This is a genomic window from Pseudomonas sp. P2S-1 (assembly GCF_057197725.1).
The window spans coordinates 2,584,831-2,608,676 of the sequence record NZ_CM170068.1 but is presented as its reverse complement, the minus strand read 5'-3'; the positions used below and the strand labels follow the sequence as shown (position 1 = coordinate 2,608,676).

Here is a 23,846-nt window from a genome sequence, read left to right as displayed (position 1 = left end):
AGCCACTGAAAGATCACTTTTCAAAGCCAGTCCGGGGTTGATTGAAAGGCTTTTGGGGAAGGCCTTCAACAACTTTCATCATCATGTTGCAACAGGGCGGCCAGGCACTTTTTCAGTGCGCTGAAAGCGCCATGTTCCAGCATGGCCAACAGTAGGCTAACGGCTCGGGTGGCGCATGTTATCACTTCGCACCCAATTGGTCGTCGGGTCTGTGATTGGCCGATGAGTCAGGTTTTACGGGCTGGTACGGTCGTTCCATCGAATGCCGATTCTAGCACTTTGCCACTACCGTTGGCGAATTCGAACTTTGCGTGAAAGCGGGCATGTGCTGTTTCCGTATTGGTGGAGTTGTATGGAAAGAGGCGGCTTAGTTGACGTTTAGTGTGCGGGCAAAACAGTGCGATATGTATGCCAGATATGTTTTCCGGAGCCGCTTAGTTGGACTTTGGTTGTATACGATCGTCTGCCAGGATGGCCGTGCCAGAGGGCCTGGCGCTTCGCTCAGGCCGTTTGCGCCGTGGCCCGCAGCGTGGTTTCCAGGCTATCGAGCAATTCCTGCTGCTCTTCGGCGTCCAGGTTCAGCGCGCCGCTGTGGGGGTCGATCAACTCCACCTGCCAGGCCAGCAGGCACAGGCAGGCTTCGAGGATGCCCAGGGCCGCTCCATGTAACCGGTTGCGGTGCTCGACCGGGGCGAGCGCCGCGCACAGCGCTGCGCAGAAATCGGCGATCTGCAACTGTTCCACGGACTGCGCCTTATCCCTAAGGGAAGCGAGGGTATGGATCAGGCAATGGCTGGCATCGGCATCCTCGCCGATCAGGCGAAAATGTTGCAGGCACTCCTGCCCGCGGCTGAGCAGCAGATGAGCGTCACCCAGGAAATCCTGCAGGGCGCTCAGGTCCGGTGTGTCGTTGCGCATCAGTCCGCTCCCGCCAAAGCGCCGGGGCAGACGGACGAAGGCTCAGGAAGGGAGGCTGGCCACAGCAGTTGGATCGCGAACACAGGCCTGACTCCATTCATGCATTGAGAATGGCGTCACATTAATGGCTAACGGATATCACGAATATCAGGTCCAGCCCGATTGTTGATAAGGGTTTCCCTGATGAGGTTTTTCGGGTGTCACCCCGTTGCGGGGCAGGGCCGGAAAGCCCGTGAGCAAAGTAAAGCATGATGCTAAAGTGACATCAATGCCCCGCGCGCTTTTTCTTCAAGGGGTCAAGATGGCTCGCACGCGGCCGATATAAGGCCAATGCTTTTTACTTTTTGCAACAAGCTTGGGGGATTCAATGGCTGGCATTCTCGACACGGTAGACCAAAGGACACAGCTGGTAGGCGAGAACCGCCTGGAAATCCTCATGTTCCGCCTCGCGGGCCGGCAGTTGTTCGCGATCAACGTCTTCAAGGTGCAGGAGGTCCTGCAACTGCCCAAGCTGACCCTGATGCCGCAGCGCCATAGCTACGTGTGCGGCGTGGTCAACCTGCGCGGCCAGACCCTGCCGGTGATCGACCTGTCCCAGGCGATCGGCATGCGTCCGCTGGAGCCGGGGCCGAACAGTACCATCATCGTCACCGAGTACAACCGCTCGGTGCAGGCCTTCCTGGTGGGCGGCGTGGACCGCATCGTCAACATGAACTGGGAAGCCATCATGCCGCCGCCGACCAGCGCCGGTCGCCAGCACTACCTCACGGCCATCAGCAAGGTCGACGAGCAACTGGTCGAGATCATCGATGTCGAGAAGGTCCTGGCGGAAATCGTTCCGTACAACGCCAAGGTGTCCCGGGACAAGCTGGAGGATCCGGTGCTGCAGCGTGCCTATGGCCGCGAAATCCTCCTGGTGGACGACTCCACCGTGGCCCTGGCGCAACTGCGGGAAACCCTGTCGCAACTAGGGGTGAAACTGCATGTGGCCAGTGATGGCCTGAAGGCTCTGAAGATGCTCAAGGGCTGGGCGGACAGCGGTGTGGATGTCTGCGAGAAACTGCTGATGGTCTTCACCGATGCGGAAATGCCGGAAATGGACGGCTATCGCCTGACCACCGAGATCCGCAGCGATGCCCGCCTGCGTGGTCTGTACGTGGTGCTGCATACCTCGCTGTCCGGCAGTTTCAACGAATCCATGGTGAAGAAGGTCGGCTGCGACAACTTCCTCTCCAAGTTCCAGCCGGATCGCCTGGTGGAAGTGGTGCGCCAGCGCCTGCAGATGGACGAAGCCACCGCCTGATCCCTTGCCGGGTGTAAGCTGCTCTCTTTTCCTTGGGGAGCAGGTCCAATGCATCTGAGTGCGCTTTATCGTTACCCGCTCAAGTCGGGGCGGCCCGAGGCCTTGCAACAGTCGCCGTCGGGCCTGCTCGGCCTGGCCGGCGATCGTCGCTGGATGCTGGTGGATGCCGGCAACAACCGCTTCCTGACCCAGCGCGCCTTTCCGCAGATGAGCCAGTTGTCGGCGTTGTATGCCGCCCATGGCGGGCTTCTGCTCGATGCTCCCGGCTTGCCCACTTTGCAGGTTGCCGTGCCGCCAGCGGATGACGATCTGCGTGGCGTGACCATCTGGCGCGACACGCTGCGCGTGCCGGATGCCGGTGATGCGGCCGCCGAGTGGCTGAGCGAGTTCATGGGGCGTCCCGTACGCCTGGTGCATGTGCCCGAGCAGCGTACCCGCTACCTGCCTTCGGGTTATGGCGAGAACAGTGACCGGGTGGCGTTCGCCGATGGTTTTCCGCTGCTGCTGATCGGGCAGGCATCGCTCGATGACCTGAGCCAGAAGGTCGGGCGGGAGATGGAGATGCTGCGGTTCCGGCCGAACCTGGTGATCGAGGGTGCGGCGCCGTTTGCCGAGGATGGCTGGAAGCGCATTCGGATTGGTCAGCAGACGTTCCGGGTGGTCAAGCCTTGCGGGCGTTGCATCCTGACCACCATCGACCCGGCCACGGGCGAGCGCAGCGCGGACCGCGAGCCGTTCGCGACCCTGATGAATTATCGGCAGAAGGAAGGGGAGGCCATGTTCGGGCAGAACCTGGTGGCCGATGGGGAGAGTGTGCTGGAGGTGGGGATGGAAGTGGAGATTCTGGAGTAGACCTTCTTTGTTCTTGAGGGCCCTATCGCTGGCAAGCCAGCTCCCACAGGTCCGGTGTATGCAGTACCTGTGGGAGCTGGCTTGCCAGCGATGAGGCCCTCAAAAATCACACATCACTGATCGTCGAAATACCGCTCATGCCAATCCACCAACGGCTGTGGTGAATTGAGCTTCTGCCCGTAGATCACTGCATAAGACAGCACGTTCTGCACATACTGCCGGGTTTCATCGAATGGAATCGACTCGACCCACACATCGAAGCTCAGGTGGTCGGCCCCGCGCAGCCACTGCCTAACCCTACCAGGCCCGGCGTTGTACGCCGCCGAAGCCAGTACCCGGTTGCCATTGAACTGCCCATGCACCTGGCTCAGGTACGCCGCGCCCAGCTGGATGTTCTTGTCCGGATCCAGCACCTGGCTCTGCGACGCCAGCGGAATGCTGAACTTGCGTGCAGTCTCCTTGGCCGTCGCCGGCATGAGTTGCATCAGGCCGCTGGCGCCGACGCTGGAACGGGCGTCGTCCATGAAGGCGCTTTCCTGGCGGGTAATGGCGAATACCCAGCTCGAATGCAGGCCGCGTACCTTGGCCTCGCGCACCAGCGTGTCGCGGTGGGCCATCGGGAAACGGATATCCAGGTCGTCCCAGTACTGCGCCTGGCTAATGGTGCGGATCGCCGGGAAGTACCAGCGCAGGTCATAGGCGATGCGCGCCTGGGCGACCATTTCGTCGCGGTTGAAGTGACGGCTGACGTGGTACCACTCGCGACGGCCATCGACGATCTGCCCGCGGGCATGGAATTCCAGGGCGCGGCGGATACCCGGGGTGTTGCGCACCTTGTTCATCAGTTGCTGGCTGATCACCAGCGGCTTGTTGTTCAACTGGTAAGGCGTCTGCGTACGGTCGGCGGCGAGGAAGCCATAGAAATCACGTTCACGGGCCACGGTCTTGTACAGCAGCGGGATCTGCGGGTTCTGCGGCTGTGCCAGCTCCAGGCTGCGGGCCTGCCAGTAGCGCCAGCGGTTGGTGGTGGCGAGGTCCTGGGGCAGGCGCTTGCTCAGGTCGTAGGCGTCTTCCCAGCGCCCGAGGCGCAGGAGCAGGCGCATGCGCCATTCGCTGACGGTGTTGTCGCGCAGTTGCGGGTCGTAGCGGGTCATCAGGTCCAGGGCCCGCGGGTCGTAGCGGCGGGCCAGGGTCAGGCCGATCTCGCGGGCGATGGCGACTTTTTCCTCGACCGAGAAGTGCATGCGGTTGGCGTAGTCGTCGAGCAGGGCCATGGCCCGCTCCGGGTCCTGGCGGGCCAGGCGGCGCAGGCCGAGGCTGACCACGTCGGACATGGCTTCGTTGGCCGGGGTGAAGCGCGAAGGCTGGTTGAGCAGCTCCGGCTTCTGTGCCACATCCACCAGCAGCCGGCCTTCGTTGCCGAGGGTCGGCAAGGTCTTCACCAGGCTGTTGGCCAGGGCGTAGTTGCGCGCCTGGGCCGCCAGCTTGGTGCGCAACCAGCGTTTCTGTTCGGTCAGTTGGCCTTCTGCGGCCCAGCGTTCGAACAGCGCATCGCAGGCGGCAGGTTGCGATTTGCCTACCGACCAGAGTTTCTCGGCCGTGGCATAGCCCTCGGCGCGCAAGCCGTGGCCCAACTGGTACTGGCCGTTGAGGCAGTCCAGTTCGGTGAAATTCAGCTTCGGGTCGTAGTACTTGACGAAGGGCTGCCAGTCGCCGCGCTCGGCCAGCCAGCGCAACCAGCGCAGTTTCATCCAGTTGGCCTGGGGCAGGTCGCCGTTCTTGGCGAGAAAGCCTTCGATTTCCGCATTACTCGCGCTTTTCAGGCGCGCGGTCAGCTCGTCGTAGGCCAGGTAGGGTTCCAGCGGGTAGTCGTGCAAGGCAGCGGCATAACGCTGGTACGGACCGCTGTCGCCCTTGGCCAGCGCACGCTTGGCTTCGTCGTACATCTGGCGTTGCTGGGCGAGATCGGCGGCTTGCGCGATACCGGCCACCGAGGCGGAGAGAAGCAGGCAGGAAACGAGGTTGAGCAGGCGGCGCATGAGACTTCCAGACAGTTGACCAAAACGAGTGACGGCGTCGCCAGCACTGTGGGTTCACACGCCTTAGCTTAGCCGTTTGCCCGCAGTCGATGAAAGCATTGTGCTTGTATCGGGGCAGGCTGTGCCGGGCGGTCAAGTCGGGTAGAATGCGCGCCCGCTTTCTGGAGAACAACATGACCCTGCTCAAATTCAGCGATGTGTCCCTCGCGTTTGGCACCATGCCCTTGCTGGACAAGGTGTCCTGGCAGATCGCCCGTGGTGAGCGGGTCTGCATCATCGGCCGCAACGGCACCGGCAAGTCGAGCATGCTGCGTCTGGTCAAGGACGAACAGAAGCCCGACGACGGCGAAATCTGGCGTGCCCCCGGTCTGAAGATCGGCGAGTTGCCCCAGGAACTGCCGGTGGCCGATGGCCGTACCGTGTTCGACGTGGTTGCCGAGGGCCTGCAAGGCGTTGGTGCGCTGCTCGCCGAGTACCACCACCTGAGCCAGAACATCCACAGCGATGCCGATCTGGAAAAGCTCATGCACGTCCAGCAGGACCTCGAGGCCCGTGACGGTTGGCGCCTGCAACAGCTGGTGGACAGCACCCTGAGCCGCCTGCAACTGCCGGCCGACAAGACCCTCGCCGAACTGTCCGGTGGCTGGCGTCGTCGTGTGTTGCTGGCCCAGGCGCTGGTGTCCGAGCCGGACCTGCTGCTGCTCGACGAGCCGACCAACCACCTGGATATCGGCGCCATCGCCTGGCTGGAAGATGCCCTGAGCAGCTTCCCCGGCGCCGTGCTGTTCATCACCCACGACCGTTCCTTCCTGCAGAACCTGGCCACGCGCATCCTTGAACTGGACCGCGGCGGCCTGATCGACTGGAATGGCGACTACGCCAGCTTCCTGGTGCACAAGGAGGCCGCGCTGGCCGCCGAGGAAACCGCCAACGCGCTGTTCGACAAGCGCCTGGCCCAGGAAGAAGTGTGGATCCGCCAGGGCATCAAGGCCCGGCGTACCCGTAACGAAGGCCGCGTGCGCGCACTGAAGGCCCTGCGCGTCGAGCGCAGCGAGCGTCGCGAGCGCCAGGGCAAGGCGAACATCCAGATCGAATCCGCGGAGAAATCCGGCAAGCAGGTGATGGTCCTTGAGAACGTCAGCTTCGCCCACCCGGGCGGCCCGACCCTGGTCAAGGACTTCTCCATGGTCCTGCAGCGCGAGGATCGCATCGGCCTGCTCGGCGCCAACGGTACCGGCAAGACCACCCTGCTCAAGCTGATGCTCGGCGACCTGCAGCCGACCGGCGGCAAGGTCGAGGCGGGTACCCGTATCGAAGTCGCGTACTTCGACCAGTTGCGCAACCAGCTGGAACTGGAAAAGACCGTGATCGACAACCTGGCCGAAGGCCGGGACTTCATCGAGATCGATGGCCAGAGCCGCCATGTGCTGAGCTACCTCGGCGACTTCCTGTTCAGCCCGCAGCGTGCACGGACTCCGGTCAAGGCGCTGTCCGGTGGCGAGCGTGCGCGGCTGCTGCTGGCCAAGCTGTTCAGCAAGCCGGCCAACCTGCTGGTCCTCGACGAACCGACCAACGACCTCGACGTGGAAACCCTGGAATTGCTGGAAGAAGTCCTGGCCGGCTACAAGGGCACCGTGCTGATGGTCAGCCACGACCGGGCATTCCTGGACAACGTGGTGACCAGCACCCTGGTCTTCGAAGGCGAAGGGCGCGTGCGTGAGTACGTTGGTGGCTATCAGGACTGGATCCGCCAGGGCGGTTCGCCGCGCCTGCTGGGCGTCAGCGAGAGCAAGTCGGGCAAGTCCGAGCTGAACAGTGCCGTGGTTGCGGCGCCGGTGGCCGAGGCTGCGCCGGTGGCTGCCGCTGCCCCGGAGGCGAAGAAGAAGCTCAGCTACAAGCTGCAGCGCGAACTGGAAGCCCTGCCGGGCCAGATCGAGGAAATGGAAGAGAAGATCGCTGCGGTGCAGCAGGAAATCTCCGATCCGGCCTTCTACCAGAAGCCGATCGACCACACCGCCAAGGTGCTGGCCAGCCTGGAGACCATGCAGGCGGAGCTGGATGTGCTGGTGGAGCGTTGGGCCGAGCTGGACAGCTGATAAAGGAAGGGGCCCGTTGCGGGCCCCTTTGTTCGATCAGTCAGCTTTCTTCTGCAGGCGAACCGCCAATACATCGCACGGCGCACCATGCAGCACATCGTTGGCAGTCGAACCCAGCAGCAGCGCCAGGCCATGACGGCCATGGCTGCCCACCACGATCAGGTCGCAATGCTGGTCCTTGGCCAACTGGTGGATTTCCTGGCGAGGCTGCCCGTAGGTCAGGTGCGAATCGCCGCGGTTGATCTCCGGATATTTGTTGAACAGACGATCCATGCGCTCCTTGGCCTGGTCGAACTGCTGCTGTTGCAGTTGCGACAGGTCCATCGGCACATCGCCGCCAAAGGCCATGGCCATCGGTTCGACGATATGCACCAGCGACACCTTGGCATTGCTCGGGCCCGCCAGCTCGCGGGCGCGCTTGATCACCGGATCGCATTCTTCGGTCAGGTCGACGGCAACCAGTATGTGTTCGTAGGGCATGAGAGGTTCTCCTGACAATCGTAATAAAGAAAGTATGGTCCGTTTCGGGCTGATCGCATCCAGTTGCGGCTGATCCGCTCATCGGTAACGTCTTGATAGGAATAACAGATATGACGGTCTGGGTAGTTGTGTCAATCCTCGCGCTGATTCTCAGCCCCCTGGCGTGGCTGTTGCCGTCGCGGCGCATGAGCGGGCGCATGGCCCTGCGCCTGGAGGCGCGGCGCATGGGTTTGCACATGCAACTGGCGCCGCAGACCTGGCCGCACTGGCTGCCGCACGAGCCTCCGGCGACCTGTGCGCAGTACCACCAGGCGCGGCGCAAGGGCAGTACGGATACCTGGAGTTATTGGCAGACCGAGCCGGGCGTCTGGCTCAACCAATGGCGCGAGCCGTGCGAGAACGAGCGGGTGCTGGAGCAACTCAAGCGCCTGCCGCCGAGTGTCTATAAAGCCGAGGCGGGCACGCAGATGATCGCCCTGTGCTGGGGTGAGCGTGAGGATGCCGCTGTATTGCAGGATGTTGCTCAGGTGCTCGAGAACCTGGCATGAAAAAAGCCCGCCCGGTGACCCGGGCGGGCTGCAATGCACTGTAGACACTGGAAAAAAAAGGCCAGGCAGGCCGGGAAAGTGTTTCAGTAGCCCGCAGTGTAGTGGGCAAATCATTTCTGCGCGCGTCAAATCCCCTTCTTTTTTCTCCTTCACGATGTTTACCCGGCCGGATCGATTTCCCGGCCGTGGCGTCTATCGCTTACGTGAATGATCGTCGATCACCGTCATGCCCTGTTGCTCAAAAGCCGTACAGAACTGACTGCAAAGTCGCTTTTTTCCTGTGCTTCTGGGGGTTTGACAAAGGTCATCTTTTGGTTGAATGTGTGCACACCCCAATCAAACGGGCGTATGAATTGAGCGTTTGTATTGTCAGAAAGCTCGTACAGAATCCCGACTATCATGCTGACGGTCTGGTCTGAAACAACAACGACAACAGCGGTCAGCGTGTCCCAGCTTCCATATCGTGGAGATCAGTTGATGATTTACGAAGGTAAAGCCATCACGGTTAAGGCTCTTGAAAGCGGCATCGTCGAACTGAAGTTCGACCTCAAGGGTGAGTCCGTCAACAAATTCAACCGTCTTACCCTGAACGAACTGCGTCAGGCGGTGGATACCATCAAGGCCGACGCTTCGATCAAGGGCGTGATTGTCAGCAGTGGCAAGGACGTGTTCATCGTCGGCGCGGACATCACCGAATTCGTCGACAACTTCAAGCTGCCCGAGGCCGAGCTGATTGCCGGCAACCTGGAAGCCAACCGCATTTTCAGCGACTTCGAAGACCTCGACGTGCCGACTGTCGTCGCCATCAACGGCATCGCCCTCGGTGGCGGCCTGGAGATGTGCCTGGCGGCCGACTTCCGCGTGATGTCCACCAGCGCCAAGATCGGCCTGCCTGAAGTCAAGCTGGGGATCTACCCGGGCTTCGGCGGTACCGTGCGCCTGCCGCGCCTGATCGGTGCCGACAATGCGGTCGAGTGGATCGCCTCCGGCAAGGAAAACCGCGCCGAAGACGCCCTGAAAGTGGGCGCGGTCGATGCCGTGGTCGCGCCTGAAAAACTCGGCGAAGCGGCCCTGGACCTGATCAAGCGCGCCATCAGCGGCGAGTTCGATCACAAGGCCAAGCGCCAGCCGAAGCTGGAAAAGCTCAAGCTCAACGCCATCGAGCAGATGATGGCCTTCGAAACCGCCAAGGGCTTCGTCGCTGGCCAGGCTGGCCCGAACTACCCGGCCCCGGTCGAAGCGATCAAGACCATCCAGAAAGCCGCCAACTTCGGCCGCGACAAGGCCATCGAAGTGGAAGCCGCAGGCTTCGCCAAGCTGGCCAAGACCTCGGTCGCCGAAAGCCTGATCGGCCTGTTCCTGAATGACCAGGAGCTCAAGCGCAAGGCCAAGGCCCACGACGAGATCGCCCACGACGTGAAGCAGGCCGCCGTTCTCGGCGCCGGCATCATGGGTGGCGGCATCGCCTACCAGTCCGCGGTCAAGGGCACGCCGATCCTGATGAAGGACATCCGCGAGGAAGCCATCCAGCTCGGCCTGAACGAAGCTTCCAAGCTGCTCGGCAAGCGCGTCGAGAAAGGTCGCCTGACCCCGGCGAAGATGGCTGAAGCCCTCAACGCGATCCGTCCGACCCTGTCCTACGGCGACTTCGCCAATGTCGACATCGTCGTCGAAGCCGTGGTCGAGAACCCGAAGGTCAAGCAGGCGGTGCTGGCTGAAGTAGAAGGCCAGGTCAAGGAAGACGCGATCCTCGCCTCGAACACCTCGACCATCTCCATCAACCTGCTGGCCAAGGCCCTCAAACGTCCGGAAAACTTCGTCGGCATGCACTTCTTCAACCCGGTGCACATGATGCCGCTGGTGGAGGTGATCCGTGGCGAGAAGTCCAGCGAAGTGGCGGTGGCCACCACCGTTGCCTACGCCAAGAAAATGGGCAAGAACCCGATCGTGGTCAACGACTGCCCGGGCTTCCTGGTCAACCGTGTGCTGTTCCCGTACTTCGGCGGCTTCGCCAAGCTGGTCAGTGCTGGCGTCGACTTCGTGCGCATCGACAAGGTCATGGAGAAGTTCGGCTGGCCGATGGGCCCGGCCTACCTGATGGACGTGGTCGGCATCGACACCGGCCACCATGGCCGCGACGTGATGGCCGAAGGCTTCCCGGATCGCATGAAGGACGATCGCCGCTCCGCCGTCGACGCCCTGTATGAAGCCAACCGCCTGGGCCAGAAGAACGGCAAGGGCTTCTATGCCTACGAAACCGACAAGCGCGGCAAGCCGAAGAAAGTCGCCGACGCCTCGGTGCTGGAAGTGCTCAAGCCGATCGTCTTCGAACAACGTGAAGTCAGCGACGAAGACATCATCAACTGGATGATGGTCCCGCTGTGCCTGGAAACCGTGCGCTGCCTCGAAGACGGCATCGTCGAGACCGCAGCCGAGGCCGACATGGGCCTGGTCTACGGCATCGGTTTCCCTCCCTTCCGCGGCGGCGCGCTGCGCTACATCGACTCCATCGGTGTGGCCGAGTTCGTAGCCCTGGCAGACAAGTACGCCGATCTGGGTCCGCTGTACCACCCCACCGCGAAGCTGCGTGAAATGGCCAAGAACGGCCAGCGTTTCTTCGGTTAAGCGCCCAACGGTATAGAGCGAGAGTGAATTTATGAGCCTGAATCCAAGAGACGTGGTGATTGTCGACTTCGGTCGCACGCCCATGGGCCGCTCCAAGGGTGGCATGCACCGCAATACCCGCGCCGAAGACATGTCCGCGCACCTGATCAGCAAAGTGCTGGAACGCAACGCCAAGATCGACCCGGCCGAAGTCGAGGACGTGATCTGGGGCTGCGTCAACCAGACGCTGGAGCAGGGCTGGAACATCGCGCGCATGGCGTCGCTGATGACCCAGATCCCGCACACCGCCGCCGGCCAGACCGTCAGCCGCCTGTGCGGCTCGTCGATGAGCGCGCTGCACACCGCCGCCCAGGCGATCATGACCGGCAACGGTGATGTGTTCGTCGTCGGTGGCGTCGAGCACATGGGCCACGTCAGCATGATGCACGGCGTCGACCCGAACCCGCATATGTCCCTGTACGCCGCCAAGGCGTCGGGCATGATGGGCCTGACCGCCGAGATGCTCGGCAAGATGCACGGCATCAGCCGTGAACAACAGGACCTGTTCGGCCTGCGCTCGCACCAGCTCGCCCACAAGGCGACCGTGGAAGGCAAGTTCAAGGACGAGATCATCCCGATGCAGGGCTACGACGAGAACGGCTTCCTCAAGGTCTTCGACTACGACGAAACCATTCGCCCGGACACCACCCTGGAAAGCCTCGCGGCGCTGAAGCCTGCCTTCAACCCGAAAGGCGGCACCGTGACTGCCGGTACTTCCTCGCAGATCACCGACGGCGCCTCGTGCATGATCGTCATGTCGGCCCAGCGCGCCCAGGACCTGGGCATCCAGCCGCTGGCCGTGATCCGCTCCATGGCGGTGGCCGGCGTGGACCCGGCGATCATGGGCTACGGCCCGGTCCCGGCGACCCAGAAAGCGCTCAAGCGCGCAGGTCTGAGCATTGCCGACATCGACTTCTTCGAGCTCAACGAAGCCTTCGCCGCACAGGCCCTGCCGGTGCTGAAGGATCTGAAAGTGCTCGACAAGATGGACGAGAAGGTTAACCTGCACGGCGGCGCGATCGCCCTGGGTCACCCGTTCGGCTGCTCGGGGGCGCGTATCTCGGGTACCCTGCTCAACGTCATGAAGCAGAACGGCGGTACTTTCGGCGTGTCGACCATGTGCGTCGGCCTCGGCCAGGGTATCACCACGGTCTTCGAACGCGTCTGATCGCGTGGTTGACCAAACCGGGGCCTGGTGCCCCGGTTTTTGTTTTTCCGAAAATTTTTTCAAGAGGATCCGCAGCATGCAGATACAACCAGGCGTCTACCGGCATTACAAAGGGCCTGAGTACCGTGTCTTCGGCACTGCGCGGCATTCCGAGAGCGAGGAATGGGTGGTCTTCTATCAGGCCCTGTACGGCGAATTCGGCCTGTGGGTGCGGCCGTTGTCGATGTTCCTGGAGTCGGTGGAAGTTGACGGCGAGCAAGTCCCACGCTTTGCTTTGGTCGAGGCCGAAGCGACGCTGTTTTCGCGACCGGATGGCGCAGGCGGCTGAACTCCCGCGCTTGACCTCATTCTATAGCCACTATATATAGCGGTGCCGCGTCAGGTGCCTGACGTGTTTTTTATTTCGATATTCAGGAATTTTCCGATCCATGGGCAAATCGCTGGTCATTGTGGAATCCCCGGCCAAGGCCAAGACCATCAACAAGTACCTGGGCAACCAGTACGTGGTGAAGTCGAGTATCGGCCATATCCGCGACCTGCCCACCAGTGGTTCGGCCAGTGCCACCAAGGAACCTGCCGCCAAGCGCGGCAAGACCGCCGGTGAAGCGCCGGCGCTGTCGCCCAAGGAAAAGGCGCGCAAGCAGCTGGTAGCGCGCATGGGCGTGGACCCGGATCACGGCTGGAAAGCCAAGTACGAAATCCTCCCGGGCAAGGAGAAGGTCATCGACGAATTGCGTCGACTGGCCAAGGATGCCGACACCATCTATCTCGCTACCGACTTGGACCGCGAAGGGGAAGCCATTGCCTGGCACCTGCGCGAAGCCATCGGGGGTGACGACAGCCGCTACAAGCGCGTGGTGTTCAACGAAATCACCAAGAAGGCCATCCAGGAGGCCTTCTCGCAGCCGGGCGATCTCGATATCGATCGGGTCAACGCCCAGCAGGCGCGGCGCTTCCTCGACCGCGTGGTGGGCTACATGGTCTCGCCGCTGCTCTGGTCGAAGATCGCCCGCGGCCTGTCCGCTGGCCGGGTGCAATCGGTGGCAGTGAAGCTGGTGGTCGAGCGCGAGCGCGAGATCCGTGCCTTCATCCCCGAGGAATACTGGGAGATCCACGCTGACCTCGGGACCGCGAAGAACGCCAAGGTGCGCTTCGACGTGGCCCGGGAGAAGGGCGAGGCCTTCAAGCCGCTGAACGAAGCCCAGGCCATGGCCGCGCTGGAGAAGCTCAAGGCGTCCAGCTACACCGTGGCCAAGCGCGAAGACCGCCCGACCAGCTCCAAGCCGTCGGCGCCGTTCATCACTTCGACCCTGCAGCAGGCGGCGAGCAACCGTCTCGGCTTCGGCGTGAAGAAGACCATGATGATGGCCCAGCGTCTCTACGAGGCCGGCTACATCACCTACATGCGTACCGACTCGACCAACCTTTCGACCGACGCCGTGGAAATGGCGCGCAGCTACATCGAGAGCGAGTTCGGCAAGAAGTACCTGCCGGAAGCGCCGATCGTCTACGGCAGCAAGGAAGGCGCCCAGGAAGCGCACGAAGCGATCCGTCCTTCCGACGTCAACACCCACCCGAGCAAGCTCAGCGGCATGGAGCGTGATGCCGAGCGGCTGTACGAGCTGATCTGGCGCCAGTTCCTGGCCTGCCAGATGCCGGCCGCGCAATACCTGTCGACCACCGTCAGCGTCAACGCTGGCGACTTCGAGCTGCGTGCCAAGGGCCGCATCCTCAAGTTCGACGGTTACACCCGCGTGCTGCCGCAGCAGAGCAAGCCGGGCGAGGACGATGTCCTGCCGGAAATGACCCAAGGCGAAGTGCTCAAGCTGGTCCAGCTGGATCCGAGCCAGCACTTCACCAAGCCGCCGGCGCGTTACTCCGAAGCCAGCCTGGTCAAGGAAATGGAAAAACGCGGTATCGGTCGTCCGTCGACCTACGCCGCGATCATTTCCACCATCCAGGACCGCGGCTATGTGACGTTGCACAACCGCCGCTTCTACTCCGAGAAGATGGGCGACATCGTCACCGAGCGCCTCTCCGAGAGCTTCTCCAACCTGATGGACTACGGCTTCACCGCCGGCATGGAAGAGAACCTCGACGACGTCGCCCAGGGCGAGCGTGACTGGAAGAATGTACTGGACGAGTTCTATGGCGACTTCAGCAAGAAGCTGCAGGCCGCCGAGTCCAGCGAAGACGGCATGCGTGCCAACCAGCCGACCCCGACCGACATTCCGTGCAAGGAATGTGGCCGGCACATGATGATCCGTACCGCCTCCACCGGCGTGTTCCTCGGCTGCTCGGGCTACAGCCTGCCGCCGAAGGAGCGTTGCAAGGCCACGGTCAACCTGGTGCCGGGCGATGAGATCGCCGCGGACGACGAGGGCGAGTCCGAATCCCGCGTGCTGCTGGGCAAGCATCGCTGCCCGATCTGCGCGACGGCGATGGATGCCTACCTGCTGGACGAGAAGCACAAGCTGCATATCTGCGGCAACAACCCGGATTGCGTCGGCTACGAGATCGAGGAAGGCAACTACCGGATCAAGGGCTACGAAGGGCCGAGCCTGGAGTGCGACAAGTGCGGCAGCGAGATGCAGCTCAAGACCGGCCGCTTCGGCAAGTTCTTCGGCTGCACCAACCCCGAGTGCAAGAACACCCGCAAGCTGCTCAAGAGCGGCGAGGCGGCGCCACCAAAGATGGACAAGGTGGACATGCCGGAGCTCAAGTGCGAGAAGGTCAACGACACCTATGTGCTGCGTGATGGTGCTTCGGGTCTGTTCCTGGCCGCCAGCCAGTTCCCGAAAAACCGCGAGACCCGTGCGCCGCTGGTGCTGGAAATCATCCCGCACAAGCATGAGATCGATCCGAAGTACCACTTCCTCTGTGATGCGCCGCAGAAGGATCCTGAAGGTCGTCCGGCAGTGATTCGCTACAGCCGCAAGACCAAGGAGCAGTATGTGCAGACCGAAGTGGACGGCAAGCCGACAGGCTGGCGTGCGTTCTACGACGGCAAGGCGTGGAAGGTCGAAGACAAGCGCTAAGCGCTTCGGCGGGTAGTTCAGGGGCCGCGGCTGACGATGTCAGGCGCGGCCTTTTTGTTTGTTCTCTCGGGCCCTATCGCTGGCAAGCCAGCTCCCACAGGTACCGCGTCGCTCTTGAGGGCGCTGGAGAACCTGTGGGAGCTGGCTTGCCAGCGATGAGGCCCGAAAGTACGAAAAAGCTTACAGATCCTTGCACAGGGCAGAAGCTTCCCCGAAACTGACAGACCCCGCCCCGCAGCCCTATCGGAGAGCGCCTCAATGGCCCAGGAACTCTACACCCGCACCAATCAGAAAATTTTCTTCGCCGGCCTGGCCCTTGAAGGTCTTGGCAAGGCGCAGGAAAGCCGGGCGATGAATGCCCAGGCGCTGGTCCAGGCCGAGCGGGAGTCGGCGCTGTTCCATCTGTACGGTGCGCTGCTGGGGCTGTGCCATGAGATCGCCGGTTTCTACCGCCTGCCGCAGGCCAATGCTTCCCGCGCCGAGCAATTGCTGACCCCTGAGGTGCTGGAAAGCATCGCCATCCCGGAAATGGCCGAACTGGTCGAGCTGGCCCAGCAACCGGAGACCTGGCTGGCGCGTTTGTTGAGAGCTTATTCCGATTTGTTCAAACCGCCGGTCGCCCACAAGGCGCCCAAGGGCGATGTCACCCAGCCGCTGATTCAGGCTGTGAGCCTCGACGAACCCGCTGTAGCCCCGCTGTCCCGGGAAGAACTGGAAGAATGGCGGCAGAATCTGAAGAAACTGACCGTGCGTTTCCGCGAGGGCCTCAGTGAGTGCTGATTGTGACCGGCACTGTTACAATATCGCCCTTTCCTGGAGACCTGTTCTGATATGCCCACGTCCTTTCTAGAAATTGTCGAATTGCCAGACGGCCGCATCGAACTGCGCCGTGCCGAGGACGAGGGTTCCCTGGTCACCTTGAGTTTTTCCGAAGACGCCAAGGCGTTCCTGCAGGGCCAGCATGTCGAGGTGGCCAAGGCCATGCTGAGCGTTGGTGTGCAGATGGCGGGGCGTCTGGTGGAAGGTGAGATCGAGCGGGAAGACGAAGGACCACGCGTCCTTCACTGAGACTGGCCGGGCTTCCTCGCAATGAGGAAGCCGGATGTTCGGCGGGTGCTTGCGGTTAAATCGAGTATCAACCCAAACGGATATTGAGGCTCTGCGCGCTGCCGGCGTTGCCAGCACGGGTCAGTTGTTGCCGTGCTGCGCTGCCCAGCGGAGTCAGCCAGCTCACCACGGTGTGGCTGCGGCCCAGGCGCAGGGCGTCGCAGGCCAGTTGCAAGGCGCTCTGGTTGCCCCGCGGCTGCAGGATCAGGATGCGCTCGCGGTTCAGTCCCGCGTCCCGCAGCCAGGCCTGGGTCAGGCTGGCCGGCGGGGCGATCAGGGTCAGCCAGCGGTTATCGTCTTCTTCGCTCAGTTCGCGCAGGACCGGCGCCAGCAGGTTCTGGCAGTGCTCCAGCGCACCACGGAAAGACAACTCGCTGAAGACCTGCGGCTCATTACTGACGCGCGCGGGTTTTTCCGCTTTCAGTCCGGGCAGGGCTGGCTGGGCCAGGAATGCCTCGAACAGGGGTAACTGTGCTTGCTGTGGTGTGTGGGTAAACTGCATGACGCCTCCTGGTTACCGGCGAATGACGCCGACGCTCAACCCCTCGATCACCAGGTCCTGTTCCTTCAGGTTGACCTCGATGGGGGCGAATTCGGGATTTTCCGCGATCAGCCAAACCTTGCTGCCTTCACGTTTGAAGCGCTTGACCGTGACCTCGTCACCCAGGCGGGCTACGACGATCTGCCCATTGCGTGCTTCGCGGGCGGTGTGTACGGCGAGCAGGTCGCCGTCGTAGATGCCGACGTCCTTCATGCTCATGCCGTGCACGCGCAACAGGTAGTCGGCGCGGGGATGGAAGAAGGACGGGTTGATGGCGCAGGATTCCTCGATGTGCTGCTCGGCGAGGATCGGTGCACCGGCGGCGACGCGACCGATGATCGGCAGGGTGCTTTCATCCTGCTGTGGTCGGGCTTCGAAGCCGGGAATGCGGATGCCGCGGGAGGCACCCGGAGTCATCTCGATGGCGCCCTTGCGGGCCAGGGCCTTGAGGTGCTCCTCGGCGGCGTTGGGGGACTTGAAGCCCAGTTCCTGGGCGATCTCCGCGCGGGTTGGCGGGAAGCCGTTGGCTTCGAGGCAGCGCTTGATAAAAGCCAGAATCTCAGCTTGGCGGGGCGTCAGTTTTAGCATGTCGATGGCTCTGTCTTTTTATACAGTGACTGGGATTATATACAGTAGGTTGGCAGCTGCAAGCTTCAAGCTTCAAGCGGCAAGAAAAAGCACGCCGCGCACGTCTTGCAGCTTGCAGCTTGCGGCTTGAAGCTGTGATCTAATAACGCCCCTGACTTGACAGTCACGCCGATGAAACGTATGTTTCAAACAACTGTTTGTCAGGTAGATCATTTTCATGGCCCAATCGGAAACCGTCGAACGCATCCTCGATGCTGCCGAGCAGCTGTTCGCGGAAAAAGGCTTCGCCGAAACCTCGCTGCGCCTGATCACCAGCAAGGCCGGGGTCAACCTGGCGGCGGTCAACTATCACTTCGGTTCGAAGAAGGCGCTGATCCAGGCGGTCTTCTCGCGTTTCCTCGGGCCGTTCTGCCAGAGCCTCGAGCGTGAGCTGGACCGGCGCCAGGCGCGGCCCGAGCAGAAGCCGAGCCTCGAGGAACTCCTCGAGATGCTGGTGGAGCAAGCCCTGGTGGTGCAGCCGCGCAGCGGCAACGACCTGTCCATCTTCATGCGCCTGCTGGGCCTGGCCTTCAGCGAGAGCCAGGGCCACCTGCGGCGCTATCTGGAAGACATGTACGGCAAGGTATTCCGCCGCTACATGCTGTTGGTCAACGAAGCGGCCCCGCGTATTCCCCCGATCGAACTGTTCTGGCGCGTGCACTTCATGCTCGGTGCCGCGGCGTTCAGCATGTCCGGGATCAAGGCGTTGCGGGCGATCGCCGAGACCGATTTCGGCATCAACACCTCCATCGAACAGGTCATGCGCCTGATGGTGCCGTTCCTCGCCGCCGGCATGCGTGCCGACAGCGGGGTCACCGACGAGGCCATGGCGGCCGCGCAACTGCGTCCGCGCAGCAAGTCGGGCAGCGCGCCGGCGCCTGCCAAGGCCTGATCGCGACTGGGCGCGACGCCTGGCTTCGGCTAAGCTAGCGCCCCATGTCTACTCTCGATCTGCTGCATATTTCCCTTGCCGATCAATGCCTTTACGGGTTCGCCCAAGGGCGTCTGGTCGTGCGTCTGCCGGTGTCAACGGCGCTCAATGGTCCGGGTGAACGCAACGGTTCCGGCTGCACGCCGCGTGGCCTGCACCAGGTCCGCGCGAAGATCGGTGCGGGCCTGCCGCAAGGTGCGGTGCTGCGCGGGCGGCGCTGGACCGGCGAGACCTGGACCACCGAACTCCACGCACAATTTCCCGGTCGTGACTGGATCCTGACGCGCATACTCTGGCTCAGCGGTTGCGAGCCCGGCCACAATCGCCTGGGGCCGGTCGATACCTTCCGCCGCTACATCTATCTGCACGGCACGCCGGACACGGAACCCATGGGCGTGCCGTTGTCCCATGGCTGCATTCGCCTGCGCAATGCCGACCTGATGGACCTGTTCGACCGGGTCCCGGCGCATTGCCCGGTTCGTATCGAAGAAGCCGCCTGCCCGCAGTGGGCCGGCGCGCCCCTGACTTGAAGGATCGTTTATGACTGCCTGTCGCCTGCAAGGCTCCCTGATGGTGGATATCGCCGGTACCCGGCTGACCGCCGAAGACCGCCATCTCCTGCGCCAGCCCGAAGTGGCCGGCCTGATCATCTTCGCCCGCAATATCGACAGCCCGCGCCAGGTGCGCGAGCTGAGCGCGTCCATTCGCGCCATCCGCCCGGACCTGATTCTCGCCGTAGACCAGGAAGGCGGTCGCGTCCAGCGCCTGCGCCAGGGCTTCGTGCGCCTGCCGGCGATGCGCGCCATTGCCGACAATGACAACGCCGAATATCTGGCCGAACAGTGCGGCTGGCTGATGGCGACCGAAGTGCTGGCCGTGGGCCTGGACCTCAGTTTCGCCCCGGTGCTGGACCTGGATCACCAGCGCAGCGCCGTGGTCGGCAGCCGCGCCTTCGAGGGCGATCCGCAGCGCGCCACGGCGCTGGCGGGTGCCTTTATTCGCGGCATGAACGCCGCCGGCATGGCGGCGTGCGGCAAGCACTTCCCCGGTCACGGCTGGGCCGAGGCCGACTCCCATGTCGCCATTCCCACCGACGAGCGCAGCCTGGAGCAGATCCGTGCTGCCGACCTGGTGCCGTTCACCCGCCTCAGTGGGCAGCTCGCGGCGGTCATGCCTGCCCACGTCATTTATCCACAGATCGACAATCAACCCGCCGGCTTCTCCCGCCGTTGGTTGCAGGAAATCCTGCGCGGTGAACTGGGCTTCGACGGGGTGATCTTCAGTGATGACCTGTCCATGGCCGGGGCCCATGTGGTGGGCGATGCGGCTAGCCGGATCGAGGCGGCGCTGAGTGCCGGTTGCGATATGGGACTGGTGTGCAACGATCGCGCCGCGGCCGAGCTGGCGTTGAGTGCCGCGCAGCGGATGAACGTCAGGCCGTCGCCGCGGATTGCGCGGATGCGCGGGCAGGGCTTCGCCCGCACCGATTATCGTGAGCAACCGCGCTGGCTGGAGGCGCTGGGGGCTTTGAAGCAGGCGCAACTGGTCGATTGATGCATTGAGTTTCAGGGCCTCATCGCTGGCAAGCCAGCTCCCACAGTGTCCGCGGCGCCGCCGAACCTTGTGGGAGCTGGCTTGCCAGCGATGAGGCCTTCGAAATCAACGGGTTTTCTGCTGCTCCGGCAACGGCGAGAACAACGCCTCGATATCATCCGCCGCCAGCTTCCACTGGCCCGCCTCGTTGCCCTCCAGCAGCCCCGCCGCCAGCGCGGCCTTGTCCTTCTGCAACTGCTGGATCTTTTCTTCCACCGTGCCCCGGGTGATCAGCTTGTAGACGAATACCGGCTTGTCCTGGCCGATGCGATACGCACGGTCGGTGGCCTGGTTTTCCGTGGCCGGGTTCCACCAGGGGTCGTAGTGGATCACGGTATCGGCGGCGGTCAGGTTGAGCCCGGTGCCGCCGGCCTTGAGGCTGATCAGGAACAGCGGGGTATCGCCGTTCTGGAACTGTTGCACCGGTGTGCGCCGGTCCTTGGTGTCGCCGGTCAGCAGGCTGTAACGGATCTTGCGTTTCGCCAGCTCTTCCTCGATCAGCGCGAGCATCGAGGTGAACTGGGAGAACAGGAGGATCTTGCGGCCTTCCTTGAGCAGGTCGTCGAGCATGTCCATCAGGCTGCCGAGCTTGCCTTTGTCCGACTGCGGGCCCTTGACCACGGCATTGGCCACCAGGCGCAGGTCGCAGCAGACCTGGCGCAGCTTGAGCAGCGCTTCGAGGATGACGATCTGGCTGCGCGCCGCGCCGTTGCGGGTGATCTCGGCGCGGACCTTGCTGTCCATCGCCACCCGCACGGTTTCGTAGGTGTCGCGCTGGGCGTCGCTGAGATCGACCCAGTGGGTGATCTCGCTCTTGGCCGGCAGTTCGGTGGCGACCTGTTCCTTGGTCCGGCGCAGGAGGAACGGGCGGATCCGCGCCGCCAGGTGGCTCATGCGCTCGCCATCGCCATGCTTCTCGATGGGCGTGCGGTAGTCGCGGGCGAAGGTCTTGCTGTCGCCCAGCCAGCCGGGCAGGAGGAAGTGGAAGATCGACCACAGCTCGCCGAGGTTGTTTTCCATCGGCGTGCCGGTCAGGCACAGCCGCTGGTTGGCCTTCAGTTCGCGCGCCGCCTGGGCGGCCTTGCTGCTGGCGTTCTTGATGTTCTGCGCTTCGTCGAGGATCAGCAGATGCCAGTCGATCGGGGTGAAGTTGGCGAGATCCCGCGGCAGCAGGGCATAGGTGGTGAGGACCAGGTCGTAGTCGCGCAGGTCGGAAAAATACCGGTTGCGCCCGGCGCCGTGCAGGGCGATGACCTTGAGCTGCGGGGTGAAGCGCGCGGCTTCGTCCTGCCAGTTGGGGATCAGGCTGGTGGGCATCACTGCCAGCGCCGGGCTTTTCAGGCGGCCGGCGTTCTTTTCCGCCAGCACATGGCTGAGGGTCTGAAGGGTCTTGCCCAGGCCCATGTCGTCGCCGAGCAGGCCGCCGACTTCCAGGTCGCGCAGGGTCTGCAACCAGCTCAGGCCTTCCAGTTGGTAAGGCCGCAGCGTTGCGTTCAGGCCGTCCGGCGCCTGGACTTCGGTATAGGGCGCGCTTTTCAGGCGCGAGGCGAAGTCACGCAGGCGCTCGCCGCCCTGCCAGCTCAGGGAGATATCGGAAAGGTTGCTTAGGCGCGCCGCGTCCGGGGCGGCCAGGCGCAGGCTGGGGCCGTCGTGTTCGGTGAGGTAGAGCTCGCCGAGGGTCGCCATCAGCGTCTTGATCCGCCCATAGGGCAGGGCGACCCGGGCGGCGGTGGCGCCCAGGCGATGGCGGTTGAGGTCGATCAGCAGGAATTCGTGGTCGCCGCGCTTGGCCAGCTCGCTGGCGCGCAGCAGTTCCGGATTGCTGCGCAGCAGGTGCAGGAGGATCGGCAACAGGCTGTGGCGCTCGCCATTGACCACGATGCCCAGCTCCAGGTCGAACCACTGGTGCCCGGCGTTTTCCTCGATATCGGCGTACCAGTCGTCCACTTCCTGCAGGTTGAAGGCGAAGTCGGCGTGGATCTCCAGCTCCCAGCCGGCCTTGCGCAGGGCCGGCAGGCCCTCGCGGGAGAAGTCCAGCCATTGCTGGTCGGTGTCGAGCAGCAGGAGCTCGCCGGCGCTTTCCGGGAGGGCCTTGCTTTGCCGGGTGGCGACCTTGAAGCCCCAGTCCTTCAAGACCTTGCGCAACGCTTGCTCGGCCTGCGGGTCGCGCTGGATATGCTGGGTGACGCCGTCGATGAAACGGCTCAGCGGCTTGTTGCTGCTGGTGCGCAGGCCGTCGTAATTGAACGACAGTGCGGCGCGGTGTTGCAGTTGGCGCTGCATGCGCCCGCTCTTCGGCGCATACGCACTGAATTCGTGGCTGCCGAGGATCAGGTGGGCGACGGGCGGGATGTCGTCCAGGGTTTCCTCGCGCAGCTTGGCGGGTGTCGGCAGCGCCTTGTTAAGGGCGGCGAGGCGATGGCTAAGCTGGGCTACCAGGGGTTCCGGTACGTCCGGGGCCTCGGTCAGTTGCTGAGCAACGTAGGGGTCCAGGTTGTGCCGCAGCAGGCCGGCCTGCATGATGGTGATATCGAACCAGTACAGCGGTTGCAGTGGCAGGACCCTGCGGACGGGTTCATCGCCGTGATGCCAGACGCCCCAGTAGTGGCCGTTCTTCTGGCGTACCCAGCGGAACTCGGCGTCGAGGATCGGGCCTTGGGTCACCGGGCGCATGCCTTCGTCGAACATCAGGCGCCCGGTGTCCAGCGCTTGCTGGAACACCTCGCTGTCGTGCTTCTCGTCGAGGGGGAAGGTCATGCTCCAGAATCGCTGCTTGCGGTTGAGGTGCAGGAGAATCTGCCGGTCTTCGGGGGTGACGTATTTGGGCGGCTGGAACAGCAGTTCGGGGATCGAGCGCAGGTTGGCGAACTGCAGGTGCCCATTGGGCTGGCGCGTACCTTTGCGGATCTTCAGGCAGAAGATCTCTTCATCGAAGTGGATGAAGTAGTAGAGCCCGCGGCCCTGGCTGTCTGGCCGCTGCTGATCGGTGCTGCCCGGCGCGGGCTTTTCCAGCTTGCCCAGCCAGGATTCGAGGTCTGCGGTCAGCCTCTCGCCCGAGGGTTCGAGGTGATCCTGGGCCCAGAAGATCACCGCCGCGCAATGCTTGCAGTCGTAGCCCACCGGGCAGGTGCACTCGCTATCCAGCCTGTATCCGTCGGCGCCCATCGGTTTGATGGCGATCGTCTGCCGGTAGCGGTTGTCGCCCGAGCCCTCGCAGGTCGCGTGGATCGTGCCGTCCTCGACCTTGACGATGCGTACGCGTTGTTGCCTGGCGTAATCGAGCCCGCGTTGCAGTACCCGGGGGCTGAATTCGCCCTCCCACGTCCTGCTTCCGAGCAGCAGGTCGAGCAGATGGGCCATGCCTTATTGCTCCATCATTTCAGGATCAGGCGGAGGGCTGGCCGGCGCGCCCACCTTGCGGATCTTCACCAGCAGCGCCAGGTGCCCGCCATCGAGGAAGGTCAGCTCCGCGCTCTTCACGTTCCTGTTGACCTGGCGGAAGGCTTCGCTCTGAAGCACGCCGCCGTTGGCGTCGAACTGGTTGACCCAGAAATTCGCCTCGACATTGATGAAGCGCGCTTCGCTCAGGCTCAGGTTGCCCTCGATGGGGAAATGCCCGAACTGCTCCTGGCCGTCACTGATGGCGACCTTCGATTCGCCGCTGCCAACGCTCTGCTGCCAGGCTTTGTGCGCGAGCACGGTGTACTGGCTGTCGGCGGACAGGGCGGCCACTTCCTTGTCGAGGATCGGCTGGCGCACATCGTATTGCGCAATCGGCGCAGCGCCGTTGCGCCAGTCTTCCGGAGCGAACTGGCTGGTGATGGCCGGCACGGCGTTCTGCCGTACCAGGATCATTTCCACCAGGTACTGGCTGTCGGCGAAGGCCGCCGGCGCGACCAGCGCCAGCAGCAGGGTGAGGTTGCGAATGGCACGCATGGATC

Annotated in this window: 20 protein-coding genes; 13 read left to right on the top strand and 7 right to left on the bottom strand. The window is 63.2% G+C overall.

Features of this window, described 5'->3' with window-relative positions:
* Positions 1-501 precede the first annotated feature (501 nt).
* A complete protein-coding gene (locus AC2CQI_RS11515; protein ID WP_075803057.1) occupies positions 502-918 on the bottom strand; it encodes a hypothetical protein in 417 nt (138 codons plus the stop codon).
* A 367-nt stretch (positions 919-1,285) separates the two neighbouring features.
* Here AC2CQI_RS11515 and AC2CQI_RS11510 point away from each other — a divergent pair, with 367 nt between their 5' ends.
* Together AC2CQI_RS11510 and AC2CQI_RS11505 are read left to right on the top strand one after the other, a co-directional pair.
* Complete coding sequence (locus tag AC2CQI_RS11510; protein WP_075803058.1) at positions 1,286-2,221, top strand: chemotaxis protein CheV; 936 nt, start codon at positions 1,286-1,288, stop codon at positions 2,219-2,221.
* Positions 2,222-2,269: 48 nt separating this feature from the next.
* Positions 2,270-3,073 (top strand): MOSC domain-containing protein, encoded by an 804-nt coding sequence (locus AC2CQI_RS11505; RefSeq protein WP_484580226.1) that lies wholly within the window; start codon positions 2,270-2,272, stop codon positions 3,071-3,073.
* A gap of 113 nt (positions 3,074-3,186) precedes the next feature.
* Here AC2CQI_RS11505 and AC2CQI_RS11500 read toward each other — a convergent pair whose 3' ends face one another.
* Positions 3,187-5,112 carry a transglycosylase SLT domain-containing protein gene (locus tag AC2CQI_RS11500; protein WP_075803060.1) on the bottom strand — a complete coding sequence of 642 codons (1,926 nt, stop codon included), beginning with the start codon at positions 5,110-5,112 and terminating at the stop codon, positions 3,187-3,189.
* A 173-nt stretch (positions 5,113-5,285) separates the two neighbouring features.
* On the opposite strand from AC2CQI_RS11500, the gene AC2CQI_RS11495 reads away from it, so the two are divergent.
* Positions 5,286-7,208 carry an ATP-binding cassette domain-containing protein gene (locus tag AC2CQI_RS11495; protein ID WP_075803061.1) on the top strand — a complete coding sequence of 641 codons (1,923 nt, stop codon included), beginning with the start codon at positions 5,286-5,288 and terminating at the stop codon, positions 7,206-7,208.
* A 36-nt stretch (positions 7,209-7,244) separates the two neighbouring features.
* Here AC2CQI_RS11495 and AC2CQI_RS11490 read toward each other — a convergent pair whose 3' ends face one another.
* Positions 7,245-7,688 (bottom strand): universal stress protein, encoded by a 444-nt coding sequence (locus AC2CQI_RS11490; RefSeq protein ID WP_075803062.1) that lies wholly within the window; start codon positions 7,686-7,688, stop codon positions 7,245-7,247.
* 110 nt (positions 7,689-7,798) lie between these two features.
* On the opposite strand from AC2CQI_RS11490, the gene AC2CQI_RS11485 reads away from it, so the two are divergent.
* The 7 genes from AC2CQI_RS11485 (at position 7,799) to AC2CQI_RS11455 (ending at position 16,174) form a co-directional block, all read left to right on the top strand.
* On the top strand, positions 7,799-8,236 hold the full coding sequence (locus AC2CQI_RS11485) for a hypothetical protein (protein ID WP_484580225.1): 438 nt from the start codon (positions 7,799-7,801) through the stop codon (positions 8,234-8,236).
* Positions 8,237-8,713: 477 nt separating this feature from the next.
* A complete protein-coding gene (gene fadB, locus AC2CQI_RS11480) occupies positions 8,714-10,861 on the top strand; it encodes a fatty acid oxidation complex subunit alpha FadB (RefSeq protein ID WP_484580224.1) in 2,148 nt (715 codons plus the stop codon).
* Between the two features lie 31 nt (positions 10,862-10,892).
* Entirely contained in the window at positions 10,893-12,068 is a 1,176-nt protein-coding gene (gene fadA / locus AC2CQI_RS11475) for an acetyl-CoA C-acyltransferase FadA (RefSeq protein ID WP_075803065.1), read from the top strand.
* A 76-nt stretch (positions 12,069-12,144) separates the two neighbouring features.
* Entirely contained in the window at positions 12,145-12,396 is a 252-nt protein-coding gene (locus tag AC2CQI_RS11470; RefSeq protein WP_009404614.1) for a DUF1653 domain-containing protein, read from the top strand.
* Between the two features lie 100 nt (positions 12,397-12,496).
* A complete protein-coding gene (gene topA / locus AC2CQI_RS11465) occupies positions 12,497-15,106 on the top strand; it encodes a type I DNA topoisomerase (protein WP_075803066.1) in 2,610 nt (869 codons plus the stop codon).
* Between the two features lie 258 nt (positions 15,107-15,364).
* The gene (locus AC2CQI_RS11460) at positions 15,365-15,886 is read left to right on the top strand and encodes a DUF6586 family protein (protein WP_075803067.1); all 522 of its coding nucleotides are present in this window, start codon (positions 15,365-15,367) and stop codon (positions 15,884-15,886) included.
* Between the two features lie 51 nt (positions 15,887-15,937).
* The gene (locus AC2CQI_RS11455; RefSeq protein WP_009404620.1) at positions 15,938-16,174 is read left to right on the top strand and encodes a hypothetical protein; all 237 of its coding nucleotides are present in this window, start codon (positions 15,938-15,940) and stop codon (positions 16,172-16,174) included.
* A 67-nt stretch (positions 16,175-16,241) separates the two neighbouring features.
* Here the strand turns inward: AC2CQI_RS11455 and sulA are convergent, their stop codons facing one another.
* Entirely contained in the window at positions 16,242-16,715 is a 474-nt protein-coding gene (sulA, locus tag AC2CQI_RS11450) for an SOS-induced cell division inhibitor SulA (protein WP_484580223.1), read from the bottom strand.
* A gap of 12 nt (positions 16,716-16,727) precedes the next feature.
* Complete coding sequence (gene lexA / locus AC2CQI_RS11445; RefSeq protein ID WP_075803069.1) at positions 16,728-17,342, bottom strand: transcriptional repressor LexA; 615 nt, start codon at positions 17,340-17,342, stop codon at positions 16,728-16,730.
* A 217-nt stretch (positions 17,343-17,559) separates the two neighbouring features.
* On the opposite strand from lexA, the gene AC2CQI_RS11440 reads away from it, so the two are divergent.
* Genes AC2CQI_RS11440 through nagZ form a run of 3 tightly spaced genes read left to right on the top strand, consistent with a single transcriptional unit; the run spans position 17,560 to position 19,866 of the window.
* Positions 17,560-18,273, top strand: a complete 714-nt coding sequence (locus AC2CQI_RS11440) for a TetR/AcrR family transcriptional regulator (RefSeq protein ID WP_075803070.1) — start codon at positions 17,560-17,562, stop codon at positions 18,271-18,273.
* 44 nt (positions 18,274-18,317) lie between these two features.
* Complete coding sequence (locus tag AC2CQI_RS11435) at positions 18,318-18,842, top strand: L,D-transpeptidase (protein WP_075803071.1); 525 nt, start codon at positions 18,318-18,320, stop codon at positions 18,840-18,842.
* A gap of 25 nt (positions 18,843-18,867) precedes the next feature.
* A complete protein-coding gene (nagZ, locus tag AC2CQI_RS11430; RefSeq protein WP_178391989.1) occupies positions 18,868-19,866 on the top strand; it encodes a beta-N-acetylhexosaminidase in 999 nt (332 codons plus the stop codon).
* A gap of 105 nt (positions 19,867-19,971) precedes the next feature.
* Here the strand turns inward: nagZ and AC2CQI_RS11425 are convergent, their stop codons facing one another.
* Both AC2CQI_RS11425 and AC2CQI_RS11420 read right to left on the bottom strand, forming a co-directional pair.
* Positions 19,972-23,265, bottom strand: a complete 3,294-nt coding sequence (locus tag AC2CQI_RS11425; RefSeq protein ID WP_484580222.1) for a DEAD/DEAH box helicase — start codon at positions 23,263-23,265, stop codon at positions 19,972-19,974.
* A 3-nt stretch (positions 23,266-23,268) separates the two neighbouring features.
* The gene (locus AC2CQI_RS11420) at positions 23,269-23,841 is read right to left on the bottom strand and encodes a CsiV family protein (RefSeq protein WP_484580221.1); all 573 of its coding nucleotides are present in this window, start codon (positions 23,839-23,841) and stop codon (positions 23,269-23,271) included.
* Positions 23,842-23,846: the final 5 nt, after the last annotated feature.